The sequence below is a fragment of the Actinomadura rubrobrunea NBRC 15275 genome, assembly GCF_001552235.1.
GTDB lineage: Bacteria > Actinomycetota > Actinomycetes > Streptosporangiales > Streptosporangiaceae > Spirillospora > Spirillospora viridilutea.
In genome coordinates, this window is sequence record NZ_BCQU01000013.1 from 62,317 (window position 1) to 84,047 (window position 21,731).

Annotated in this window: 18 protein-coding genes; 6 read left to right on the forward strand and 12 right to left on the reverse strand. The window is 72.6% G+C overall.

The window, feature by feature from the left end:
- Positions 1-61 precede the first annotated feature (61 nt).
- Positions 62-1,111, forward strand: coding sequence for a Gfo/Idh/MocA family oxidoreductase (locus AR3_RS06140; protein WP_067909754.1), 1,050 nt, complete (start codon positions 62-64; stop codon positions 1,109-1,111).
- Positions 1,112-1,213: 102 nt separating this feature from the next.
- Here AR3_RS06140 and AR3_RS06145 read toward each other — a convergent pair whose 3' ends face one another.
- The 7 genes from AR3_RS06145 to AR3_RS06175 all read right to left on the reverse strand — a co-directional run bounded on the left by AR3_RS06145 (position 1,214) and on the right by AR3_RS06175 (position 11,733).
- On the reverse strand, positions 1,214-2,221 hold the full coding sequence (locus tag AR3_RS06145; RefSeq protein ID WP_067909757.1) for a VldE C-terminal domain-containing protein: 1,008 nt from the start codon (positions 2,219-2,221) through the stop codon (positions 1,214-1,216).
- Between the two features lie 1,800 nt (positions 2,222-4,021).
- The gene (locus AR3_RS06150) at positions 4,022-4,462 is read right to left on the reverse strand and encodes an HNH endonuclease (RefSeq protein ID WP_067909760.1); all 441 of its coding nucleotides are present in this window, start codon (positions 4,460-4,462) and stop codon (positions 4,022-4,024) included.
- 172 nt (positions 4,463-4,634) lie between these two features.
- On the reverse strand, positions 4,635-5,456 hold the full coding sequence (locus AR3_RS06155; protein ID WP_067909763.1) for a hypothetical protein: 822 nt from the start codon (positions 5,454-5,456) through the stop codon (positions 4,635-4,637).
- Between the two features lie 72 nt (positions 5,457-5,528).
- Positions 5,529-6,497 carry a GNAT family N-acetyltransferase gene (locus AR3_RS06160; RefSeq protein ID WP_067909766.1) on the reverse strand — a complete coding sequence of 323 codons (969 nt, stop codon included), beginning with the start codon at positions 6,495-6,497 and terminating at the stop codon, positions 5,529-5,531.
- Positions 6,498-6,653: 156 nt separating this feature from the next.
- Positions 6,654-7,628 (reverse strand): methylmalonyl Co-A mutase-associated GTPase MeaB, encoded by a 975-nt coding sequence (meaB, locus tag AR3_RS06165; RefSeq protein WP_067909843.1) that lies wholly within the window; start codon positions 7,626-7,628, stop codon positions 6,654-6,656.
- Positions 7,629-7,696: 68 nt separating this feature from the next.
- Complete coding sequence (gene scpA / locus AR3_RS06170) at positions 7,697-9,910, reverse strand: methylmalonyl-CoA mutase (protein ID WP_067909769.1); 2,214 nt, start codon at positions 9,908-9,910, stop codon at positions 7,697-7,699.
- The gene (locus AR3_RS06175) at positions 9,910-11,733 is read right to left on the reverse strand and encodes a methylmalonyl-CoA mutase subunit beta (RefSeq protein ID WP_067909773.1); all 1,824 of its coding nucleotides are present in this window, start codon (positions 11,731-11,733) and stop codon (positions 9,910-9,912) included. Before AR3_RS06175 ends, scpA begins: the two co-directional genes overlap by 1 nt.
- 194 nt (positions 11,734-11,927) lie before the next feature.
- Between AR3_RS06175 and AR3_RS06180 the strand changes: the two genes are divergently transcribed.
- Both AR3_RS06180 and AR3_RS06185 read left to right on the forward strand, forming a co-directional pair.
- On the forward strand, positions 11,928-12,137 hold the full coding sequence (locus AR3_RS06180) for an HGxxPAAW family protein (protein WP_067909776.1): 210 nt from the start codon (positions 11,928-11,930) through the stop codon (positions 12,135-12,137).
- Positions 12,138-12,398: 261 nt separating this feature from the next.
- Positions 12,399-13,505, forward strand: a complete 1,107-nt coding sequence (locus AR3_RS06185; RefSeq protein WP_067909779.1) for a carboxylate-amine ligase — start codon at positions 12,399-12,401, stop codon at positions 13,503-13,505.
- Positions 13,506-13,656: 151 nt separating this feature from the next.
- On the opposite strand, the gene AR3_RS06190 is transcribed toward AR3_RS06185, so the two are convergent.
- Positions 13,657-15,177 carry a beta-N-acetylhexosaminidase gene (locus AR3_RS06190; protein WP_067909782.1) on the reverse strand — a complete coding sequence of 507 codons (1,521 nt, stop codon included), beginning with the start codon at positions 15,175-15,177 and terminating at the stop codon, positions 13,657-13,659.
- Positions 15,178-16,195: 1,018 nt separating this feature from the next.
- Positions 16,196-16,963, reverse strand: a complete 768-nt coding sequence (locus tag AR3_RS06195) for a bestrophin-like domain (protein ID WP_067909785.1) — start codon at positions 16,961-16,963, stop codon at positions 16,196-16,198.
- A gap of 296 nt (positions 16,964-17,259) precedes the next feature.
- Here AR3_RS06195 and AR3_RS06200 point away from each other — a divergent pair, with 296 nt between their 5' ends.
- Both AR3_RS06200 and AR3_RS06205 read left to right on the forward strand, forming a co-directional pair.
- Positions 17,260-17,439 carry a hypothetical protein gene (locus tag AR3_RS06200; protein WP_067909788.1) on the forward strand — a complete coding sequence of 60 codons (180 nt, stop codon included), beginning with the start codon at positions 17,260-17,262 and terminating at the stop codon, positions 17,437-17,439.
- A gap of 349 nt (positions 17,440-17,788) precedes the next feature.
- Positions 17,789-18,301, forward strand: coding sequence for a hypothetical protein (locus AR3_RS06205; RefSeq protein ID WP_067909791.1), 513 nt, complete (start codon positions 17,789-17,791; stop codon positions 18,299-18,301).
- Between the two features lie 16 nt (positions 18,302-18,317).
- Here AR3_RS06205 and AR3_RS06210 read toward each other — a convergent pair whose 3' ends face one another.
- Positions 18,318-18,998, reverse strand: coding sequence for an FMN reductase (locus tag AR3_RS06210; RefSeq protein ID WP_067909794.1), 681 nt, complete (start codon positions 18,996-18,998; stop codon positions 18,318-18,320).
- Positions 18,995-20,098 carry an LLM class flavin-dependent oxidoreductase gene (locus AR3_RS06215; RefSeq protein WP_067909797.1) on the reverse strand — a complete coding sequence of 368 codons (1,104 nt, stop codon included), beginning with the start codon at positions 20,096-20,098 and terminating at the stop codon, positions 18,995-18,997. Before AR3_RS06215 ends, AR3_RS06210 begins: the two co-directional genes overlap by 4 nt.
- Before the next feature lie 396 nt (positions 20,099-20,494).
- Between AR3_RS06215 and AR3_RS06220 the strand changes: the two genes are divergently transcribed.
- A complete protein-coding gene (locus tag AR3_RS06220) occupies positions 20,495-21,034 on the forward strand; it encodes a DinB family protein (protein ID WP_067909800.1) in 540 nt (179 codons plus the stop codon).
- A 98-nt stretch (positions 21,035-21,132) separates the two neighbouring features.
- On the opposite strand, the gene AR3_RS06225 is transcribed toward AR3_RS06220, so the two are convergent.
- On the reverse strand, positions 21,133-21,690 hold the full coding sequence (locus tag AR3_RS06225; RefSeq protein ID WP_067909803.1) for a YceI family protein: 558 nt from the start codon (positions 21,688-21,690) through the stop codon (positions 21,133-21,135).
- Positions 21,691-21,731 lie beyond the last annotated feature (41 nt).

Consider the following 21,731-nt stretch of genomic DNA (forward strand, 5'->3'; position numbering starts at 1 on the left):
CGGCTCCGCCAACCGGTACCCCGGGCGCGGCGGGCGAAAACGCATCCGAAATCATCAATCCATGGCATTCAGGGTGGCATTGGTCGGATACGGCACGGGCGGCGCGGTGTTCCACGCCCCGTTGATCTCCTCGGTCCCGGATCTGCGGCTGGCGGCCGTGGTCACGAGCGATCCGGAACGGCAGCGGGCGGTGCGGTCGCGCTACCCCGACGCCCGGGTGCTCGACACCGCCGACCGGTTGTGGGAGTCCACCGGCGCCTACGACCTGGTGGTGATCGCCGCGCCGAACCGGCTGCACGTGCCCCTCGCCCGCGACGCGCTGACCTGCGACATCCCCGTCGTGGTGGACAAGCCCGTGGCGGCGACCGCGGCGGAGGCCCGGTCCCTCGCGGCGCTGAGCGCGGTGCGGGGCCTGCCGGTCATCCCCTTCCACAACCGCCGCTGGGACGGCGACTTCCGCACCGTGCGGCGCCTGGTCGGCTCCGGCGCGCTCGGCCACGTCCTCCGCTACGAGTCGCGGTTCGAACGGTGGCGTCCCCAGCCCAAGGCGAGCTGGAAGGAGAGCGCGGACCCGCGGGACGCCGGCGGCATCCTCTACGACCTCGGCTCGCACCTGATCGACCAGGCCGTCCACCTGTTCGGACGGCCCCGCCAGGTGTACGCGGAGATCGACGTGCGCCGCCGCGGCGCGGCCGCGGCCGACGACGCGTTCGTGGCGCTCACCCACGAGGACGGCGTCCGCGCGCACCTGTGGATGAGCGCGACCGCCGCCCAGCACGGCCCCCGTTTCCGCGTCCTCGGCGACCGCGCCGCGTACACGGTGTTCGGCATGGACGTGCAGGAGGACGCCCTGCGCCGGGGCCTGACCCCCGCGGACGCCGACTGGGGCGCGGCCCCGCCGCGCTCGTACGGCCGTGTCGGCACCCCCGGCGCCGACCGTGCGGAGCCCACCGACCGGGGCGCCTACCAGGAGTTCTACGCCGAGGTCGCGCGCACCCTGCGCGGCGAGGCCCCGCCGCCGGTCTCGCTCACCGACGCGATCACCGGGCTGGAGGTCATCGAGGCCGCCATCCGGTCCGCCCGCGAGGGCCGCGTCGTCTCCCTCCAGTAGGCGGAGCCTCCCGAACGTCGACGCTCCGGACCTCGGCGGCCTCACCGAGAGGGCGGCCGCCGAGGATCCCGCCCCGGCGAGCCGGTCACCCGACCTGGGCGGCTACAGCACCGACACGTGCACGTGGTCGTAGTGGTTCTGGGTGATGCTGCCGCGGTCCTCCATCTGCCGCCAGCCGCCGCTGGTGCGGGTGTCCCAGATCCGCTGCTTCCAGATCACGTACTTGACCCCGTACTTGGCGGCGTTGTCGATGACGAACTGCGCCACCTGGTCGCCGTGCCGCTGCGCGGACGCGCTCGGCATCTTGCCCGCCGTGCTCTCCATGAAGTCGCACGCCTGGCCGGACCCGTGGTCCTGCGGGTCGCCGGCGCGGTAGCAGCCGATCGTCGGGAACGGCCCGAACTTGCTGTCGATGACCTGCATGAGCGTGCGCATCCGCGCCGTCATCGTGTTGCCGACGATCGGCGACTTGGTGCCGCTCGCCCCGTCGGGCCGCCCCGCCGCCGATCCGCCGGACGACCCGCCGGACGACCCGCCTGATGACCCGCCGGACGACGTCGTGGGCCGCTCAGGCTTGTGCCGGGCCAGCAGCTTCCGCACCCGCTGCCGCTGGGACTCCAGGTCCTCGATCTCGCGCCGCACCTGCGCCACCTTGGCGTCGGCGTTCTTGCGCGACTGCTCGGCCCGCGCCGCCAGCTTCTCCAGGTTCTTGATCCGCATGCCGTTGTTGCGGGCGAGGTGCTCCACCACGGTGGCGTCCCGGATGGCGGCGCCCGGATCGTCGGCCGTCACCATCGCCATGGCGGTCAGCCGCCCGGTCATGTACGAGGCGGCGGCCAGCCGGCTGACGTCGCCGCGCAGCGTCTCGAACTCCTTGGACAGCCGTTCGGCGTCGCGGGCGGCCTTCTGCGCGGCCTCCTTGGCCTCCTCCAGCGCGATCAGCCCGCCGCGGTACTCCTTGTCGAGCTTGTCCGCCCGCTTGCGCAGCTTGGCCAGCTCGGCCGCGGAGTCCTTGGGCTCCGCGGGCGCCGTGGGCGCCGCGGCGCCGGGGGCCGCGGGGAGCATCGCCGACGCCGCCAGCACGAGCGCGAGGGCGGCGCCTCGCCGCACCGCCCGTCCACCGTCGCATCGCCGCTTCCGGCCGAGGGGATCGTGGGCCGCCACAGAACTCTCCTTAGAAACATCCAGAAGATTGGCGGCACGCTACCACAAGCCACCAATTGCTCTCGCATCATTCGCCAAACACGTAGCGTCACACGAAAACTACAAAGCGCCCATCACGGGAAGATCACCAGCCACGTCGCCCCCGGCACCCTCAGCCATTCCCTCGGCTCACCCGCCCCATCCGAGGACGGTTTCCGACTCTCACCAGAGATCTCCCACGGTTCTTTCAATCGCCCCACCGAAATCCACGCCCTTCGACTCAGCCGAACACACCAACCCTCACATCCTCTTTCCAACCACCAACACACACCCGCACACAATCCCGGCAGCACTGATCTCCAACCCACACACCACCCGATTTCGTTCACGCTCTCCTTCCAAGAACACATCCCCCAGACCTGTACTACAAGCCACACTCACGCCTCCGCCACCATCCGCAGGTCATTGCACATAACCACACATCATCGACTCAGCCAGGCTCAACGAGAACCACACCCCGCAAACTTGCATCCAGCAGCGTTCCTTCTCATGCCGGCCCAACCCTGACATCCCACCGTCCAAGACATCGCAATACAGCGCCGGCCCGTCGCGTTTCCGACAGCGAACTCTTCCGCTACAGACCGCCGTCCCACCGCCACTCGGATGCCCACAGCGACGTCAACGCCCCACTCGCACACCGCCACCCCGCGACATCGCCCCCCTCCCCCAGGTGATCTCTGAGGTCCGATTTTCCTTCCCGACGAGCTCACACACTGGCGGGCCAGCCTTCGGCTCTCCCTAGCGACAGCAGAACAGCCAGCGCAAGGCACTCATCACAGCCGCCAGAAAGTGCAGCCACGAGCCATCCGCAAGAGTTGCAGCACCATTGCACCGGCGGCGACAAGTCTCCCCCGAAGCCCGCACGGCCTCTTGCACACGCGGTCGCGAGCCGTCACCACAGTCGGCAGCTTCACTCCCACTGTGGCGCCCATCTCCAGGAGAACGGTGCCTACAGCTGGAGCCCGACAAGAGCGACACAATGAGCGTGCGATGGGCGAGTCCGCGCCCTACGTCCGATACCGAGCGATCAGTGTGCACACCGCCATCGCCGCCGGGAGGGGGCCACCACACACACATCGGTGCTCAGCGAAAAGCTCTGACGGTCCGACACAACCCAAAAGCAAGTCCGCTGCCTCCAGCGGCTGCTGCGAACATGGCAGAGCTTGTCACCAAAGCGGCAATGAAGGGAGGGGCTTGGCGGTGACAGCTTGCCCTACCGCGTTGCCGCGGAACGGCGTCATTCGACGCCTGTCGATAGCGCACTCGACGGCATTCAAATCACGATGTTCGATGGCCAGGAAACTGGCGGCCCAGCCTCTCCCTTGGCGGCAAGCTGGTCGATCTCGGTCCGTTTCGCAGGAGAAACGTGTGATTGCGCGAGTGGAAGCCGCGGGCTTGTTCGGCCGAATTCGATCAGGGGGGAAAGATGCTCCGGCCGACGGAGGCGCCGCTTGCCTTCAGCCTCTATCGGGACTGTCGGGAGTCAGCCTGCCGACCGGCGGTGTCCACGATGACAACGGTCGCTGCGCGAGCTCGTGAGCCGAATGGTCACCTCCGGCTCAGCCGCCTTGCAATGTCTGCAGAGCGTGAGTCGCCGAGCCTTTTCGGGCGGTTCCTTCGCTCGGCGGCTGTTTGGGTGCTGCAAGACCTCCGAGGGGAGGCGCAGCTCATGGTCACGGGCTCCCGTCGCGGAGGACGGGAGCCCGATCACAGGTCTACCAGTTCGTTCCAGTGAGGGGTGCGGAGGGCGACGCGGAGGCGCAGGCCGGCCTCGGCCGGAGTGCGGTCGCCCTTGCGGTTGTTGCAGCTGCTGCACGCCAGGACGGTGTTGTCCCACGTGTCGCCACCGCCGCGGGACTGCGGCACCACGTGGTCGATGGTGTTGCCCCGGCGGCCGCAGTAGCCGCACAGGCCGCGGTCGCGCAGGTAGACGCCGCGCTTGCTCCACGGCGGGCGCCTGCCGTGCCGCCAGCGCATGACCACGTACTTGACCAGACGCAGCACGCGCGGCACCGGGAAGGGACCGATGGTGCGGTCTTCCTCCGCCTCCTCCACGACGGCCACACCGCGGACCAGCATGCGGATGGCGTGCCGCACGTTGACGCGCTGTAACGGCTCGTAGGACGCATTCAGGACGAGAACGGTCATCGGTCACCTCCTCGCCGCTCCCCACCGGATCCGAACGCGGATGTCCGCATTAACGGTGCGGCGTTCTTCCGTTGAACTGCAGAGGAATGGATTAGGGATTTCTGGTTGCCGGAATCCGAGCTGTCTTAAGGGTGCCGATCGGGTCGGTGGCGGGCAACGGATTTTCCGGTCGTCACGGCTCGGGCCGCGCCGACAGCAGCTTGGGGAGGGCTCGTCCGGGCTTGTCGTCCCACCAGTCGTCGGCGCCGTGCGCCGACGCCACTTCCAGAGCGCGGTGGCAGTCAGGGCAGGTGGTGTCGCCCCTGGCAAGGGCCACTGTGAAGCGGCCCGCGGGCAGCGGACGGGCGCCCCAGAAGCGCAGGAGGTCGGAGCCGTCCACGAACAGCGTGTCCGGGATGGCCTTTTCGCGGCGTTCTGAGAACAACCGGAAGGCCAGGACGCGGAGGAGGTTCGCGGCGGTGAGAAGGTGGCCGTACGGGGCGCCCCGGACGGCCACTTCGGGCAGGCCGAACCGGTGCATGCCCCAGGTGTCGGCGCGGACCAGTCCGCGTTCCTCCGTGACGAACACGCCGATCCACCCCTCCCCGAGCACGAAGCGCGCGGGCTCCGCGTCGGATATGCCGACGACTTGGTGGGAATCGACGTCCACAACGAGGCCGCCGGTGGCCGCGGCCAAGAGGCGCGCGGTCTGCCGCGCGGCCTGGGCGTGGCGCGGGGCGTCGTCCGGCGGCCCTTGGACGCGGATCAGCATGTGATGCCGGGCGTTCCGCAACCGCCGCAGGTGACCGGACGAGCCGCCTGACCGGGCGAGCCACTCGGCCGTCGGAGAGTGAGCGCGGACGGTCATCGCCGACCGGTCCAGCAGTTCGCGGGCGAGATCGGCGAGGCCGCCGCCGGTGAGGACGGTGGAGACGTCCGAAGGCGGAGGGTCGTCGGCGGAGACCAGGAAGCCGGAGGCGACGGTGTCGGGGACGTGCAGCGGGAGCGTGGTCATGCGTCCAGGCTGACCTCGGGCCCGCGGGGGCGGAAGGCGAACCGTGTTCTGGGGATGACGCCGCCGGCCCGGTCAGAGCGACGGGAGGTCGGCGGCGAACGCCTGGTACTCGCGCGACTCGCGCTGGCGGCGGAATCCCAGTTCCTCGTTGACGGCCAGCATGTGCACGTTGTCGCCGGAATTGTCGGTCTCGATCTCCCGCACCTCGGGCCGCTCCCTGCGCAGCCACTGCAGCATGGCCGCCTTCACCCAGATGCCGATGCGCCGTCCGCGGTGCTCGGGCACGACCGCGGTGTCGTACTGGGCGGCCCGTTCGGGCGTCTCCCCGGAGACCACGACCTCGGTGAACCCCGCGATCTCGTCGCCGTGGACGGCGGCGACGGTGTAGAGGTCGTCGCCGCGCTTGGCGACCAGCTCGGCCATCTCGCGGACGCGGTCGGCGTCCCACGGCAGCCCCTCGTAGGCGGACATGTCGGCCATGGCGTGCTTGGCGCGGGCCAGCGCGAGCGCGTGCTCGTCCGGGGCCGTGCCGCGCCAGCGCACCAGCCGGTACCCGGGGGGACCCGAGGCGACGAGCCTCTCCAGGCGGTCGGCCGGCACGTCGTCCATGCGCAGCAGCAGCCCGCGCAGCGTCAGCACGCACCGGAAGCCGTGCGACTCCAGGAACGGGATCGCCGGGGTGCCCGCCATGACCTGCGCGATGACGCTGCTGCGGCCGTCGGCGCGCAGCCCTTCGGCGGCGGCCGTCAGCAGGCGGGTGCCGATGCCCCGGCGGCGCCGGTCGGGGAGGACCCGGATGTCGATCTCGGCGGGGCGGTCGGCGCCGGGGCCTCCGGGCAGCCGCAGCTCCGCCACGCCGACCATGACGTCACCGTCCACGGCGCCCCACAGCCGCCTCCCGGGGGCGCGCAGTCGGGCGGCCGTCTCCTCGGGGTCCGGCGCGGGCTCGTCGCACAGGTCGGCGGCGTGCGCGGCGGCCAGGACCGCATGCCAGCGCCGAACCTCCGCGTCGGTCGGATCATCGAGGGCGATGACGTCCATCCGCCTTTTGTACCGGATCCCCGAGCGCCGCAGGTGCCGCCCGTCCAACCTGTGACCCTGGAATGCGATTCGGTGCGGTCTCCGGGGGCATGGATGGACGCCGTCCCGGTGGGCGACCGCACCTCGTCGTGCGCCGACGCGTCTTCGCCGCCGTGGTCAGCGGGTGAACGCGGCGAGGATGCGTTCGGCGGCCATGGCCGGGGTGATGCGGCCCTCGGCCACCCGGCGTTCCAGGTCGGGGGCGATGTCGCGGACCGCGGGGTGCTCCCTCAGCTCGGTCAGCAGCCGGTCGTGCACCAACTCCCACGTCCAGCCGACCTGCTGACGGCGGCGGCGGGCCTCGAGCTCGCCGGTGGCCGCCATCCGGTCCTGGTGTTCGACCAGGCGCCGCCAGATCTCGTCCAGGCCGCGGTTCTCGCGGGCGCTGCAGGTCAGGACGGGCACGGAACGGGCGCGCTCGTCGCTGCGCAGCAGGCGCAGGGCGCCCGCGAGCTCGCGGGCGGCCTTGCGCGCCTCCATCTCGTGCGGCCCGTCCGCCTTGTTGACGGCGATGACGTCGGCCAGTTCCAGGACGCCCTTCTTGATGCCCTGGAGCTGGTCGCCGGTGCGGGCCAGGGTGAGGAACAGGAACGAGTCGACCATGTCGGCGACGGTCGTCTCGGACTGCCCGACCCCGACCGTCTCCACGAGCACCACGTCGTACCCGGCCGCCTCCATCACCACCATCGCCTCGCGGGTGGCCTTGGCGACGCCGCCGAGGGTGCCCGCCGTGGGCGACGGGCGGATGAACGCCCGCGGGTCGGCGGCCAGCCGCTGCATCCGCGTCTTGTCGCCGAGGATGCTGCCGCCGGTCCGGGTGGACGACGGGTCGACGGCCAGCACGGCGACCCGGTGCCCGGCGGCGGTGAGGTTGGTGCCGAGGGCGTCGATGAACGTCGACTTGCCCACGCCCGGCACCCCGGTGACGCCGACCCGCCGGGCGCGGCCCGCGTGCGGGGTCAGCTCGACCAGCAGCCGCTGCGCCAGGTCGCGGTGGTCGGGCCGGGTCGACTCCACGAGCGTGATCGCGCGGGCGATCCACGCCCGGGAGCCCTCGCGCACGCCCTTGACGTACTCGTCCAGGTCGGGCAGGCCGCGCCGCCGGGCCGCGCGGTCCGGCCGCCCCGCGGCGCCGGGGGCGGCGACGGTGAGGTCGTCGTTCACGCCGCGGAGTGCCCCAGCCGTGCCGACAGGTCCTTGAGCAGGTCGACGGCGGCGTCGGCCAGCACGGTGCCCGGCGGGAAGATCGCCGAGGCGCCCGCCGCGCGCAGCGCGTCGAAGTCCTGCGGCGGGATGACCCCGCCCACGACGATCATGATGTCGTCGCGGCCGAGGGCGGCCAGCGCCTCCCGCAGCGCGGGCACCAGGGTGAGGTGCCCGGCGGCCAGCGAGCTGACCCCGACGATGTGCACGTCGGCCTCGACGGCCTGGCGGGCGACCTCCTCGGGGGTCTGGAACAGCGGACCCACGTCCACGTCGAAGCCCAGGTCGGCGAAGCCGGTGGCGATCACCTTCTGGCCGCGGTCGTGGCCGTCCTGGCCCATCTTGGCGACCAGGATGCGGGGCCGCCGCCCCTCGGCCGCGGCGAACGCGTCGGCCGCCTCGCGGGCCCGTTCGATGGCGCTGACCTCGCCCGCCTCCTCTCGGTACACGCCTGAAATGGTACGGATGGTGGCGGCGTGCCGGCCGAACGCCCGCTCCAGCGCCTCGGAGATCTCCCCCACGGTCGCCTTGGCGCGGGCCGCGTCCACGGCCAGGGCGAGCAGGTTCTGCTCCAGGCCGGGGCCGCGGTCGCCGCGCATCGCGGCCTCGGCGCCGCGGGTGAGCGCCGCCAGGGCGGCCTCCACGTCCTCGGCGGACCGCTCCTCGCGCAGCCGCCGCAGCTTGGCGATCTGCTGGGCCCGCACGGCGGCGTTGTCGACCTTCAGCACCTCGATGTGCTCGTCGGTGTCGGGCCGGTACTTGTTGACGCCGATGACCGGCTGCCGGCCGGAGTCGATCCGCGCCTGGGTGCGGGCGGCGGCCTCCTCGATGCGCAGCTTGGGCAGGCCCTCGTCGATCGCGCGCGCCATGCCCCCGGCCGCCTCGACCTCGCGGATGTGGCCCCAGGCGCGGCGGGCGAGGTCGTAGGTGAGGCGTTCGACGTAGGCGCTGCCGCCCCACGGGTCGATGGTGCGGGTGATGCCCGACTCCTGCTGCAGCAGCAGCTGGGTGTTGCGTGCGATGCGGGCGGAGAAGTCGGTGGGCAGCGCCAGGGCCTCGTCCAGGGCGTTGGTGTGCAGCGACTGGGTGTGGCCCTGCGTGGCGGCCATCGCCTCGATGCAGGTGCGCGCCACGTTGTTGAACACGTCCTGCGCCGTCAGCGACCAGCCGGAGGTCTGGCAGTGCGTGCGCAGGCTCAGCGACTTGGGGTTCTCGGGGCCGAAGTCCTTGACGAGCCGCGCCCACAGCAGCCGCGCGGCGCGCAGCTTGGCGACCTCCATGAAGAAGTTCATGCCGATCGCCCAGAAGAACGACAGGCGCGGCGCGAACGCGTCGATGTCCAGCCCGGCGTCCAGGCCGGCGCGGATGTACTCCACGCCGTCGGCGAGGGTGTAGGCCAGCTCCAGATCGGCCGTCGCCCCCGCCTCCTGGATGTGGTAGCCGGAGATCGAGATGGAGTTGAACTTCGGCATCCGCCGGGAGGTGTAGGCGAAGATGTCGGAGATGATCCGCATGGACGGCCCGGGCGGGTAGATGTAGGTGTTGCGGACCATGAACTCCTTGAGGACGTCGTTCTGGATGGTCCCGGCGAGCTGCTCGGGCTTCACCCCCTGCTCCTCGGCGGCGACGATGTAGAGCGCCATCACCGGCAGGACGGCGCCGTTCATGGTCATCGACACGCTCATCCGGTCGAGCGGGATCCCGTCGAACAGCCGGCGCATGTCGTAGATCGAGTCGATCGCGACGCCCGCCATGCCCACGTCGCCCTGCACGCGCGGGTGGTCGGAGTCGTAGCCGCGGTGGGTGGCCAGGTCGAACGCGACGGACAGGCCCTTCTGCCCGGCGGCCAGGTTGCGCCGGTAGAAGGCGTTGGACTCCTCGGCGGTGGAGAACCCCGCGTACTGGCGGATCGTCCACGGCTGGGTGACGTACATGGCGGGGTACGGTCCGCGCAGGTACGGGGCGACGCCGGGGTAGGTGTCGAGGAAGTCCACCCCGGTCAGGTCGTCGGCGGTGTAGAGGGGCCGGACGGCGATGCCCTCGGGCGTCTCCCAGGGCCGGGCGTCCGGGTCCTCGCCCGTCGCCTCGGCCGCCGCGGCGCGCCACCGTTTGGCGGCCTCGTCGGCGGGGACGGGGGCGCCGAGCTCGACCTCGGAGAAGTCGGGGATCATCAGTTCACTCCCAGATCGGCGAGGGTGGTCTCCAGGACGTCGACGGCGTCGCAGCCCGCGAAGATCCTGGCGTCCACCCCGTCATACGAACCCTTACCCGCGAGCCATACCTTCACCGCGCCCGCGTCCTTGAGCGTGCGGGCGGCGTCGGCGGCCTGCTCCTCGTAGAGCGCGTCGCTGGAGCACAGGCACGCCACGGTCGCGCCGCTGGCGGCGAACTCCTCGGGCGGCCCGGCGACGGTCTCGATCCCGCCCGCCTGGAAGAGGTTGGCGGCGAACGTCGCGCGCGCGGTGTGCACGGCGATCGGGCCCAGCGTCGCCAGGAAGACCTTGGGACGGGACCCGGTGCGCTCGGCGTGCGCGTCGCTGCGGTCGCGCAACGCCTCGAAATCCTGGGCGTACCGCACGACGGGCAGCCCTTTCCCGGACGTCTTCGGGGCGGGGGCGGGGGCGCGCTCGGGCGGTTCCTCGTCCAGGTTGGGGAACTCGCTGACGCCGGTGAGCGGCGCCTTGCGGCGGGCGATGTCCCTGCGGCGGCGCTCCCATGTGGCGGCCAGCCGCTCGGCCACCATGCGCGACTCCAGGGCGGCGGCCATCCCCCCGGCCTTCTCGATCCGGGTGAACCAGTCCCAGGCGGCCTGCGCCAGGTCCTCGGTGAGGCGTTCGACGTACCAGGAGCCGCCCGCCGGGTCGACCACCCGAGCCAGGCTCGCCTCTTCCAACAGGAGCGTCTGGGTGTTGCGGGCGATGCGCCGGGAGAAGTCGTCCGGCAGCCCCAGGCAGGCGTCGAACGGCTGGACGGTGACCGCGTCCGCTCCCCCGACTCCGGCCGCGAACGCCGCGACCGTGGTGCGCAGCATGTTCACCCACGGGTCGCGGCGGGTCATCATCGCCGAGGACGTCACCGCGTGCAGCCGGGCCACGGCCTCCTCGGCGCCGCACACCTGCGCGACCCGCGTCCACAGGCGGCGCGCGGCGCGCAGCTTGGCGATCGACATGAACTGGTCGGCGTTGACGGCCAGCCGGAACTCCAGCTGCTCGAACGCGGCGCCGACGTCGAGCCCCGCGTCGGTGAGGGCGCGCAGGTAGGCGACGGCGGTGGCGACCGCGGCGCCCAGCTCCTCGGCGTCGGCGCCGCCCGCGTCGTGGTAGACGGTGGCGTCGACGGTGATCGCCCGCAGCCGCGGGAAGTCGCGGACGCAGCGCGCCGCCAGCGCCGCCGCGGGCTCCAGCGGGACGGCCTCGCCGGTGCGGGCCGTCACTCCCAGCGGGTCGGCGCCCAGGTTGCCCAGCGCCTCACCGGCCTGGCCGCGTTCGGCGACGAGTTCGAGGAACGCGTCGGCGGCCCGCCCGGTCCGCGCCCGCGCGTCGAGGATTACGGGCGCCAGGTGCAGGTGGACGTCGCGGAGGACCTGCGGCAGCGCGTCGACGGGCAGCCCTTCGTCGCCCAGCGCCAGCCACACGGAGGTGACGCCGTTCTCCAGGTCGGCGAGGATCGCCTGCCGGGTCGTCTCGGGGTCGGGGTGGGCGTGCCGCTGCCGCACGTCCCATCCCGCCAGGCCCTCGCCCTCCGGCCGCACCGTCCGCACGCACGGCGCCAGCCCGGGGCGTCCGGGGACGGCGTCGTCCCTGGTGTAGAGAGGGGCGATCGGCACTCCGTCGTACGTCTCGCGGGTGAGCAAGCCCTCGATCTCACTCAGGGGCGTCTCGTCCGTGGCCGCGCCGGACTTGCGCAGCACCGTTCGGACCATCTCCCGCCACCGGTCCCGCTGGACCGGGGGGAAGACGGCGGCGAGTTCGAGCTCCTCAGGCGGCACCGTCATGCCTGGATCGTAAGCGAGACGCCCGATCACCGATTCGCGCGGGGCCGCCTCTGCGCACCTCCGGACGCCCGGAGCCGCCGCGCCCGCGGCGCCCCGCCGCCGAGGGGACCCCGGAACGCGGCCCGGGCGTGGCGTTGCTAGTGTTCAGCACCGTAGTCACGTCCCCTGTCCGAGGTTCGAGAGAGAAGAGACGCATGTCGAGTGGCAGCCACGCCGGACGGTTGAAGTCGTGGGTCGCGGTGGCCGTGATCCTCGCGGGTTTCGTCGTCGGCGGGGTCGCGATCACGATGGGGCCGAACTGGCCCCTGTTCCTCGCAGGCGCGGCCATCGTGGTGGTCGGCGGCATCATCGCCTTCGCCGTGGACATCATGAGCGACGTGATCGTCGACGAAGGCGGGCGCTGACCGTCCGCCGGCCGACGGGTACCGCCCCCGATGCGCCCGGCACGGGCAGTCGGGGGCGACTGCTTTTCCGGGTGATCTCCCCGCTCGCGGCCGTGCCCCGTCCGCCCAGCGACCATCAAGCGTGACCGCGGTCTTCGGCAAGAACGTCCCAAAGCAGTGTCCTGGACGTGAGCCGGACCGCCCCGCGGGGTGTCAATCCGCCCGCCGCCGCGTACCTTCGAGGTGACGCGGTGCCCTTCGGCACCCGCACGAGGTGGTGGGATGGCCCTCAGATTCGGCGTCGAAGAGGAGTACTTCGTCGTCGCCCCGGACTCCCGCAAGGTCGTCGCGCGCGGCGCCGCCGTGGTGCGGCGGGCGGCGGAGGAGCTGGGCGACCGCGTCTCCACCGAGATGATCGCCTGCCTGGCGGAGGCGAAGACCTCGCCGTGCGACGACCTGGCCAAGCTGGACGAGCAGATCCGCGACATGCGCGCGGTCATGGCCGCGGCCGCCGAGCGGGAGGGCGTGCGGCTGGCGGCGACCGGCACCCCCGTGCTGGGCGACGTGCTGCCGCCGCCGATCAGCGCGGGCGCCCGCTACGCCGACGGGCTGGCCACGTACCGGGCGCTGGACGACGAGCAGTGCATCTGCTCCTGCCACGTCCACGTGGAGATGCCCGACCGGGCGCACGCGGTGCAGGTCAGCAACCATCTGCGGCCGTGGCTGCCGACGCTGATGGCGATGGCGGCCAACTCTCCGTACTGGGCGGGCCGCGACACCGGGTACGCGTGCTGGCGGGTCATGGCCTGGTCGCGCTGGCCGGTGGCGGGTCCCCCGCCGTTCTTCGCGTCGCTGCAGCACTTCGAGGAGCTGGTCGGGACGCTGCTGGGCTGCGGCGCGCTCATGGACGTCGGCACGCTGTTCTGGGACGTGCGGCCGTCGTCGCACCTGCCGACCGTGGAGGTCCGGCTCGGCGACGTGGTGCCGACCACGGAGGAGGCGGTGCTGTTCGCCGCCCTCATCCGGGCACTGGTGCAGGTGTCGCTGACCGCGGTCGAGGAGGGCGCCGTCCCGCCCAACCCGCCGCAGGAGATCTTGCGCGCCGCGTACTGGCTGGCGGCGCGCGACGGGCTGTCCGGCGGCGGCATCGACGCGTTGACCGGACGGCCCGTCCCCCAGCGCCGCCTGGTGGAGGACCTGCTGGCGCACGTGCGGCCCGCACTGCGCGACAGCGGCGACCTGGACCGCGTCACCGCCGGTGTGCGGTCCCTGCTGGAGCACGGCACGGGCGCGGACCGCCAGCGGGCGGCCTACCGCCGGAGGGAGCGGATGTCCGACGTGGTCGACGCGGTGCTCCTCCAGCCGTCCCACCACCCCGTCGCCCCCTAGCTAGCGGCCGCGGTGCGGGCATCGTTCGGGGTGCCCGCTGTTCTGACGGTCGGTCGCGCTCGGGTGCGGCATCCTCCATGGGAGGCGGCGACCGCGTCTTCGCGGTGTGAGCCGAGGCCGCGGTCTTGGGGGGCGTTGCCTCAGAGCCGCTTCAAGGGCGGTGCTTCTCCCGCGGCGGCCCGGGGAAGGGGCGTCCAGGGATGCCGGGGCGCCGCTGCCAGGGCAGCGGGCCGGACGGCGGACGGTAGGCGACGCCCATGGCGTCCAGCCGCGCGTAGTGGGCCTGGTCCATGCGGCGCTGGAAGTCGTCGAAGTCGCGCTCGTCCGGAGGGGGCAGGTGGGACCAGGCCACTTCGGCGAACGCGGCGAGGCGGGGGAAGACCTGGTAGTCGACGCGCTGCTGCGAGTCGGCCGCCTCGGTCCACATGTTGGCCTGGGTGCCGATCACGCGCGCGGCGTGCTCGGTGCCCGCCAGTTCGGGCGGCACGGGTTCGAAGCGGTACACGTCGCGCAGCGTGCGGACCCAGCCGAACGGCACCGGCTCGTCGTCCCCGTCGGCCTGGCGGTGGTCGAGGTAGACGTGCTGCATGGGGCACATGACCACGTCGTGGCCCGCCCGGGCGGCGGCGATGCCGCCCGCGTACCCCCGCCAGGACGCCACGGCCGCGCCGTCGGCGAGGCCGCCTTCGAGGATCTCGTCCCAGCCGATGAGGCGCCGTCCCCGCTCGGTGAGCCAGCGGTCGAAGTGGCGGATGAACCAGGACTGCAGCTCCGCCTCGTCCCGCAGCCCTTCCGCGCGGATGCGGGCCTGCGCGGCCGCCGACGCCCGCCACTGGTCCTTGGGACACTCGTCGCCGCCGATGTGCACGAACCGGCCGGGGAAGACGTCCAGCACTTCGGTGAGGACGTCCTCGTAGAAGCGCAGGGTGTGGTCGGTGGGCGCGAGCACGTTGGGGCTGACGCCCCAGTCGGTCTTCACCTCCAGGCTCGCCGTGTCCACGACGTCGGCGTTGCCCAGCTCCGGGTAGGCGGCGATGGCGGCCTGCGAGTGCCCGGGGATGTCGATCTCGGGGACGACGGTGATGTGCCTGGCGGCGGCGTAGGCGACGATTTCGCGGAGGTCGTCCTGGGTGTAGAAGCCGCCGTGCGGCCGCTCGTCCCAGATCGGCGGGTCGCCCCACCCCAGTCCGGTGCGCCGCCGCCACGCCCCCACCTCGGTGAGCCTGGGCCACCGCTTGATCTCCACCCGCCAGCCCTGGTCGTCGGTCAGGTGCAGGTGCAGGACGTTCAGTTTGTGCGCGGCCATCAGGTCGAGGTAGCGCAGCACCCCGTCCTTGGGCATGAAGTGGCGCGCCACGTCCAGCAGCAGTCCGCGCCAGCCGAATCGCGGCTCGTCCTCGATCGTCAGGTACGGCAGGGTGGGGGGCTCCGGGCGGACCGGGGCGCGGCGGTACGCGTCCGGCCCCTGAAGCTGGCGGAGGGTCTGCCGCCCCCAGAAGACCCCGGCCTCGCCGCCGCCCGTGATGCTCACTCCGTCGGGACCGACCGTCAGCCGGTATCCCTCGGGCGGCAGCGCCGGATCGATCTCGACCCGCGGCTCGCCCTTCAGGGGCCCCGACCCGCCGGTCACCCGGAGGCGGCGCGGAGCCGGGACAAGATGGACATCCGTCACGAGATCATCATGCCCGCCGCTCTCGCCCGCGACCTACCCGGGCCGCGAGCCACCCGGTCGTCCGGCGGCATGCACTTGTGGGTGCGGCTGCCGGACGGTGCGAACGATCGGCGACGGCGGCCCGGCGGTTCCGCGGAGGCCGCCGTCCTCCGACGCCCAGCGGCCCTTCTCGGCGGTCGCGATCGGCGGTCTCATCTTTCGGCTCCTAGGCGCCTCGCCTGTGTTCCTCGCCTTCGTCACCGCTCCCAGAGCGGCATGCCAGACGTCAGCGACCATGCGCGGACCGCCGCTCGGCGACCTCGGTGCAGGGCGGGGGCGGGGCGACCGCTCGGAGCGGCGGGTCAGCGGACGAAGGCCAAGGCGGTTCCCGAAGCGATCACCGCGGTCATGACCATGATGATCACGGGGGTCGACAGGGAGCGCCCCCGGTGCGGCGGCTCGGCGCGCTGAACGGGCCGGCGGGCCGCCGGGGCCGGCGAGGGCGCCGGGCTTTCGGCCGCGGCGGGTGGAGCCTCTGGACGAGGCCGCCGCGGAGTCGCGGACGGTGCCGCGGGGGCGGGAGCGGGCGACGACTGCGGCTGCCTCGGGGTCGGCGGGGGCGCCGCCGCCGGTGGGCGTGTCGGGCCTGGTGGCGGCGGGGGCGGTGCGGGAGGAGGCGGCTCCGGCTGCTGCGGAACCACGGGCGGCCGCGGAGGCCGCGGCTTGGGCGGCTCTTCCGGCTCGGGTGCCTCGGGAGGCGGCGCGCAGGCCCACATGCCGATGCCGACCTGCACGCTCACCCCGCCCACCTGGACGCAGACACCGATCCCTGAGGGGTCGTCCTGCGGTCGCGCACGCCGGACGTGCGCCGCGACGGGGATGGAGACGACGGTCTCGGGCGGGCGCTGGGACGGCGGACGCCGCGCATGCGCCGTGTCCACACGGCGGCCTGGGTCACCGGCGTGCTCCGCGCGGGCGTCGGCGGCGGACGACAGGGCCGCGAGCGTCCCGGCCAGCAGGATCGCGACGGCGCGCACGGTCAGCCGCCTCCCTGGATGCGGTCAAGCTCGGGCAGCAGATCGGTGTACGCGTCGGGGGGCACCGCCAGGCCGCCAGCGAAGGCGTGCTGGATGTCGAACGCCAGGTAGACCCCGAAGCCCAGCAGCGCGGCCATCAGGGCCAGCGGCACGATCGTCATGCCGCGCGGACGGGCGCCGGCGAGGAAGGGGAAGAGCAGGACGGCGAGGCCGGTGCCCGCCGTGGCGATCAGCAGGCCCGGCGGCGGCGCGGCCTTGGCGTCCATCGCGCGCTGGCGGCGGGCGGCGGCGATCTCCTCGAGGCGGTCGGCCAGGGCGTCGCGGTCGTCCTTCGCCTCCTCGTCGGCGGCGGGCAGCGCCGCCACCTGGCGCCGCAGGGCTTCCAGGCGCCGCCAGCCGTCCGGGCTGAGCCGTCCGTCGGCCATCATCCGCCACTCGGGGCCGCGGACCAGGTCGACGTATTCGCGCAGTCCGGCCTGGATCCGCGCGGCGTCCGGGGCGGGCAGCCGGGTGGAGGCCCAGAAGGCCTCCGCGACCGCCTGGCTCTCGACGTAGGTGTTGGCGCGCGCCGCGTCGCTGGTCGTCCAGGGCACGACGACGGCCATGGCGAACGCCAGCAGGAACAGCGCCGACAGCATGGCGCCGGTGTGCCCTCCGGTGGCGCCGTCGGGGGAGTCGTCGTCGGTGGCCCGTTCCGCCTTCCGGAACAACAAAGCCGCGATCATCACCACGCCGATCGCGCAGGCCGCGGCCGCGCCGTAGAAGAGCATCCCCGTCTCCCGAGATCCGTCCCCGAGCCGACTGGTCCATGACCTTGGGCGACCTTCCTATCACTCTCGGTGCGACGCCGATGAGACGTGAGAGCGCCGGTAATGACTGGCGCGTCGGAAAGTGATTTCTCTGCCTTGAGTGACAGCAGACCATGGTCGCCCCTCGGCCAGACGGCGCCGCGAGCCGGATCGAACGGTCCCCCCAAGCCGACGAAACACGCCGCGACCAGCACGAATGGATCGTCCGCAAACGGGTAGCGGGAGCGTCCGAGACGAGCGCGAACCGGGAGCGCATCATGATCAGCGGAGAAGAGGCGCGCGCGGCCGCCGAGGCCGGCACCGCCGACAAGGCGCCCGCACAGAAGAAGACCACCGCACCCCCGACCGCCGCTCCGGAGCCCACGCTGATGGCGGGCTCACCCGGCGAGCCGCGGGGGCAGCGTCCAGAAGAGTTCAATCCGGACGACTTCGAATGAGCCGCCCCGCGGGGGCGGGGGGCCGCGACGCCCGCACCCTGGGCGGCGTCACCGTCAGTTGATCTTTGTCCACAAACGGTGATTTGTCACGACTGAATCCTGACAAGGGTAGGGAAAAATTGTAAGGATCGCGTCACTTCACGCGGCTGACCTGCGGCGATATGGTCGAAGTCCCTCTCCTCACCCAGGGGTTTCGGCCCTTTCGCCCCCGGCCGTGACCCTGCGGCGATCCACGATGAGGGGACCGAGGCCGCCGGGCCCTAGGGGAAAGCCACTCCCCTTGCACCGCCCCGGGCCCGGCCGCCTCTCCCCAGAGAGATGGCGTTTGGTGCCGAACGGGGGCGCAGGCATGAACGACGTCCACGGCGGCGGCCCGTCGCCGCCCGGGGACTCGCACGTGTTCCGGCTTCACGTGATGCTGAGCACGCTGCCCACGCCCGGCGGGACGGTGCCGCTGGCGCTGCTCGACGATCCCGATCGCACGCCCGTCCCGGACGCGCACGGCGGCGAGCCGACCAGCGCCCTGCTCGCCGCGTGCCTGCGGGGCGGTCTCGGCCTGGCCACAGACGCCCCCGACCTGCATGTGCCGCTCGCTCCGGGCTGGGCGGCGACGCTCGACCGCGACGGCGCCTTCACCGTCCGATCGCCGCTCGACCGGCCGGATCGCCCGTTCTGCCGCGTCGAGGGCGTCGGTGCGCCGCCCGGCTGGGCCGAGCGCGCCGCCGCGCTGGGGTACGTCCTGGTGTTCGCCGGGAGGGTCGGCGTCGCCGACGCCCCCGGCGACCTCCAGGACCGGCTGCACGGCGCCGCCGCCGAGGGCATGCTCGCGGCGGGCATCGTGCCGTTCCGTCCCGCCTCCTGACCTTCAGGGGCGCCGCTCACTGGCCCCCGGAGGCCAGCAACCGCTCGAACGGCACCGGATGCGCGTACGGGTCCGCGTCCGCTGCGTCGCGGCGGGCCGCCGCGGGGGCGCGGGCGGCGACCAGCGAGGCGAGCTCGGCCCCCGCCCGGGCGACGCGCTCGGAGAGCCCGTCCACGCCGCCGGACCGTCCGGAGCCCCAGTCCTCCGCGGCCGCGTAGACGGCCGTCGGCGCGACCACGGCCCGCATGTAGGCGAACATCGGGCGGACGGCGTGCTCCAACACCAGGGAGTGGCGCGCCGTGCCGCCGGTGGCCCCGATCAGCACCGGCATGCCGTCCAGGGAGCCGCGCTCCAGCACGTCGAAGAACGTCTTGAACAGGCCGCTGTAGGAGGCGTTGAAGACGGGCGTGACGGCCACCAGTCCGTCGGCGCCGACCACCGTATCGACGGCGTCGCGCAGCGCCCCCGCGGTGAACCCGGTCAGCATGGCGTCCACCATCTGGTGCGCGTGGTCGCGCAGGTCCACCGCGACGGCCTCGGCCTCGACGCCGCGGCCCCGCAGCGCGTCGACGGCGGCGGACGCCAGCCGGTCCGCCAGCAGCCGGGTCGACGAGGGCTGCCCCAGCCCGGCCGACACGACCGCGATCGTCCTCCCGTCGGCGGTCTCCCCTTCCACGTCCTTCGCTTCCGAGGTCATCGCGCGGCCTCGCCTTCCTCCGCCTTGGCGCGGGCGGCGGCGACGAGGGCCGCGTGCGTGGGCGCCTCGGGGACGTGCGCGGGGCGCAGCGCGGCGAACTCCTTGCGCAGCACCGGGATGACCTCCTCACCCAGGATGTCCATCTGCTCCAGGACGGTCTTGAGGGGCAGGCCCGCGTGGTCCATGAGGAACAGCTGCCGCTGATAGTCGCCGAAGTGCTCGCGGAACTGCAGCGTCCGGTCGATCACCTGCTGCGGGCTGCCGACGGTGAGCGGCGTCTGGGCCATGAACTCCTCCAGCGACGGCCCGTGCCCGTACACGGGGGCGTTGTCGAAGTACGGCCGGAACTCCCGTATCGCGTCCTGGGAGTTCTTGCGCATGAACACCTGGCCGCCCAGGCCGACGATCGCCTGGTCGGCGCTGCCGTGCCCGTAGTACTCGTAGCGCTCCCGGTACAAGCCGATCAGGCGCTGGAAGTGCTCCTTGGGCCAAAAGATGTTGTTGGCGAAGAATCCGTCGCCGTAGTACGCGGCCTGCTCGGCGATCTCCGGGCTGCGGATGGACCCGTGCCAGACGAACGGCGGGACCCCGTCCAGCGGCCGCGGCGTCGAGGTGAACCCCTGCAGCGGGGTGCGGAACCGGCCCTCCCAGTCGACCACGTCCTCGCGCCACAGCCGGCGCAGCAGGTGGTAGTTCTCGATCGCCAGCGGGATGCCGTCCCGGATGTCCTTGCCGAACCACGGGTACACCGGGGCGGTGTTGCCGCGGCCGAGCATCAGGTCGACGCGGCCGTCGGCCAGGTGCTGCAGCATGGCGTAGTCTTCGGCGATCTTCACCGGGTCGTTGGTGGTGATCAGCGTGGTGGCGGTCGACAGGATGAGCCGCTCGGTGCGCGCCGCGATGTAGCCCAGCATCGTGGTCGGGGACGAGGGCACGAACGGCGGATTGTGGTGCTCGCCGGTGGCGAACACGTCCAGCCCGATCTCCTCGGCCTTCAGCGCGATCGTCACCATCGCCTTGATCCGCTCGCGCTCGGTCGGCGTCCGGCCGGTGGTGGGGTCGGGGGTGACGTCGCCGACGCTGAAGATCCCGAACTGCATGACCCGACCTCTCCCAATTTTGTAGAAGTTTCAACTATTCTACCGGACCGCTTCCGCGTCCCGACTTTCCATGATCTTCTCCATGATCTCCGCCTCCGGGATGAACCTGGAGGCGCGCCGGCGCGTACCACGAGGCGAACGGTACGGCGACCGACCGGGGATGTCGCCGCCACGCTGGAAGGGGGTGGCCGGGTGGACCTGCCGGACCTCGGCCGTCCACCCGGCCCGTCGCCCTCTCCGACCGCGTCCGAGGGCCGGCGGGCCGAGCGTCGCGCCCGCCCTTCCGAGACGTAGGCGCCGGCTCAGGCCCCCCTGTGAGGCACTTCCGGGAGGGAGCGCGCCGACCGTCCGCATATCGGCGGAGCCATGCATGCGAGGCGCCACTAGGGTCGCCGCATGGTCACCTTTGTTGATCCTCCGCCTGAACCGGACCCGACGCTGACCGATCCCCGCGTCCTGCTCGAGGGCTATCTCGACTACTACCGGGACGCGGTGCTGCGAAAACTCGACGGGCTTTCGGACGAGCAGCTGCGCACCGCGTTCCTGCCGTCCGGCTGGACCCCGCTGGAGCTGCTCAAGCACTTGGCGTTCGTGGAGACGCGCTGGCTGCGCTGGGGGTTCGCGGCCGAGCCCGTCCCGGAGCCGTGGGGCGACCGTTCGCCCGCCGCCCCGGGCCCCGAGGGCCGCTGGCATGTCGCCGACGATGAGAGCGTCGACGACGTACGAGCGCTGTTCCTGGACGCCTGCGAGCGCTCCCGCCGCATCGTGGCGGAAGCTCGACTGGACGACGTCGCGCGCACGGGCGGGCGCTTCGACGGCTCGCAGCCGCCGCCCTCGCTGATCTGGATCCTGTTCCACCTGCTGCAGGAGTACGCGCGGCACGTCGGCCATCTGGACGTGGTGCGCGAGCTGGCCGACGGGGTCGTCGGCAAATGACGCTCCCGGGGGCCGCCGGGCGCCGCCCCTCAGGGGAGCGGCCGCCGCTCCTGGATGACCGGGCGGCCCCTCGGGGGCGGGCGCCGCCGAAGGCGGGCTCAGGCGTCCTCGAGGACTGCCTGGATCTCCAACCCGACGGCGATGGAGTCGCCGAGGACGACCTTGTCGCCCTGCAGCGGGATGTTGAACTCGATGCCGAAGTCGCTGCGGCTGATCGAGGTGGTGGCGGTGAACCCGGCGCGGGTGCCGCCCCAGGGGTCGGTGGACACGCCGTGGTACTCGGTCAGCAGCCGGACCGGCCGGGTGACGCCCTTGATGGTCAGGTCGCCGTCGACGTGGTAGCGCGGCACGCGGGCGCGCCGCCCGATGAGGGCGCGCTCGGCGTGGGTGCTGACGAACGTCATCGACGGGAACCTCGCGACGTCGAGGATGTCGGCCGAGCGCACGTGCGCGTCGCGCTCGGCGTTGCGGGTGTCCACGGACGCCATGGCGATCTCGGCGGCGGCGGTCGAGGCGAGCGGGTCCTCGCGGACCAGGATCTCGCCCGTGAACTCGGTGAAGCTGCCGCGCACCGTGGTCATGAGATGCCGGACCGCGAAGGTCACCTCCGAGTGCGCCGGATCGATGGTCCACCGCCCGGCGACCAGATCCGGCATTCCCGTCTCCGAAACCACAAACTCCCCCAGAAGTCAACAGT

What these genes read in the sequence shown, in the direction of transcription:
- AR3_RS06140 (WP_067909754.1), top strand. Translation starts at nt 62, where the DNA reads ATGGCATTCAGGGTGGCATTGGTCGGATACGGCACGGGCGGCGCGGTG.
- AR3_RS06150 (WP_067909760.1), bottom strand. Translation starts at nt 4,462, where the DNA reads ATGACCGTTCTCGTCCTGAATGCGTCCTACGAGCCGTTACAGCGCGTC.
- AR3_RS06155 (WP_067909763.1), bottom strand. Translation starts at nt 5,456, where the DNA reads ATGACCACGCTCCCGCTGCACGTCCCCGACACCGTCGCCTCCGGCTTC.
- AR3_RS06160 (WP_067909766.1), bottom strand. Translation starts at nt 6,497, where the DNA reads ATGGACGTCATCGCCCTCGATGATCCGACCGACGCGGAGGTTCGGCGC.
- scpA (WP_067909769.1), bottom strand. Translation starts at nt 9,910, where the DNA reads ATGATCCCCGACTTCTCCGAGGTCGAGCTCGGCGCCCCCGTCCCCGCC.
- AR3_RS06175 (WP_067909773.1), bottom strand. Translation starts at nt 11,733, where the DNA reads ATGACGGTGCCGCCTGAGGAGCTCGAACTCGCCGCCGTCTTCCCCCCG.
- AR3_RS06180 (WP_067909776.1), top strand. Translation starts at nt 11,928, where the DNA reads ATGTCGAGTGGCAGCCACGCCGGACGGTTGAAGTCGTGGGTCGCGGTG.
- AR3_RS06185 (WP_067909779.1), top strand. Translation starts at nt 12,399, where the DNA reads ATGGCCCTCAGATTCGGCGTCGAAGAGGAGTACTTCGTCGTCGCCCCG.
- AR3_RS06195 (WP_067909785.1), bottom strand. Translation starts at nt 16,963, where the DNA reads ATGCTCTTCTACGGCGCGGCCGCGGCCTGCGCGATCGGCGTGGTGATG.
- AR3_RS06200 (WP_067909788.1), top strand. Translation starts at nt 17,260, where the DNA reads ATGATCAGCGGAGAAGAGGCGCGCGCGGCCGCCGAGGCCGGCACCGCC.
- AR3_RS06205 (WP_067909791.1), top strand. Translation starts at nt 17,789, where the DNA reads ATGAACGACGTCCACGGCGGCGGCCCGTCGCCGCCCGGGGACTCGCAC.
- AR3_RS06210 (WP_067909794.1), bottom strand. Translation starts at nt 18,998, where the DNA reads ATGACCTCGGAAGCGAAGGACGTGGAAGGGGAGACCGCCGACGGGAGG.
- AR3_RS06215 (WP_067909797.1), bottom strand. Translation starts at nt 20,098, where the DNA reads ATGCAGTTCGGGATCTTCAGCGTCGGCGACGTCACCCCCGACCCCACC.
- AR3_RS06220 (WP_067909800.1), top strand. Translation starts at nt 20,495, where the DNA reads ATGGTCACCTTTGTTGATCCTCCGCCTGAACCGGACCCGACGCTGACC.
- AR3_RS06225 (WP_067909803.1), bottom strand. Translation starts at nt 21,690, where the DNA reads ATGCCGGATCTGGTCGCCGGGCGGTGGACCATCGATCCGGCGCACTCG.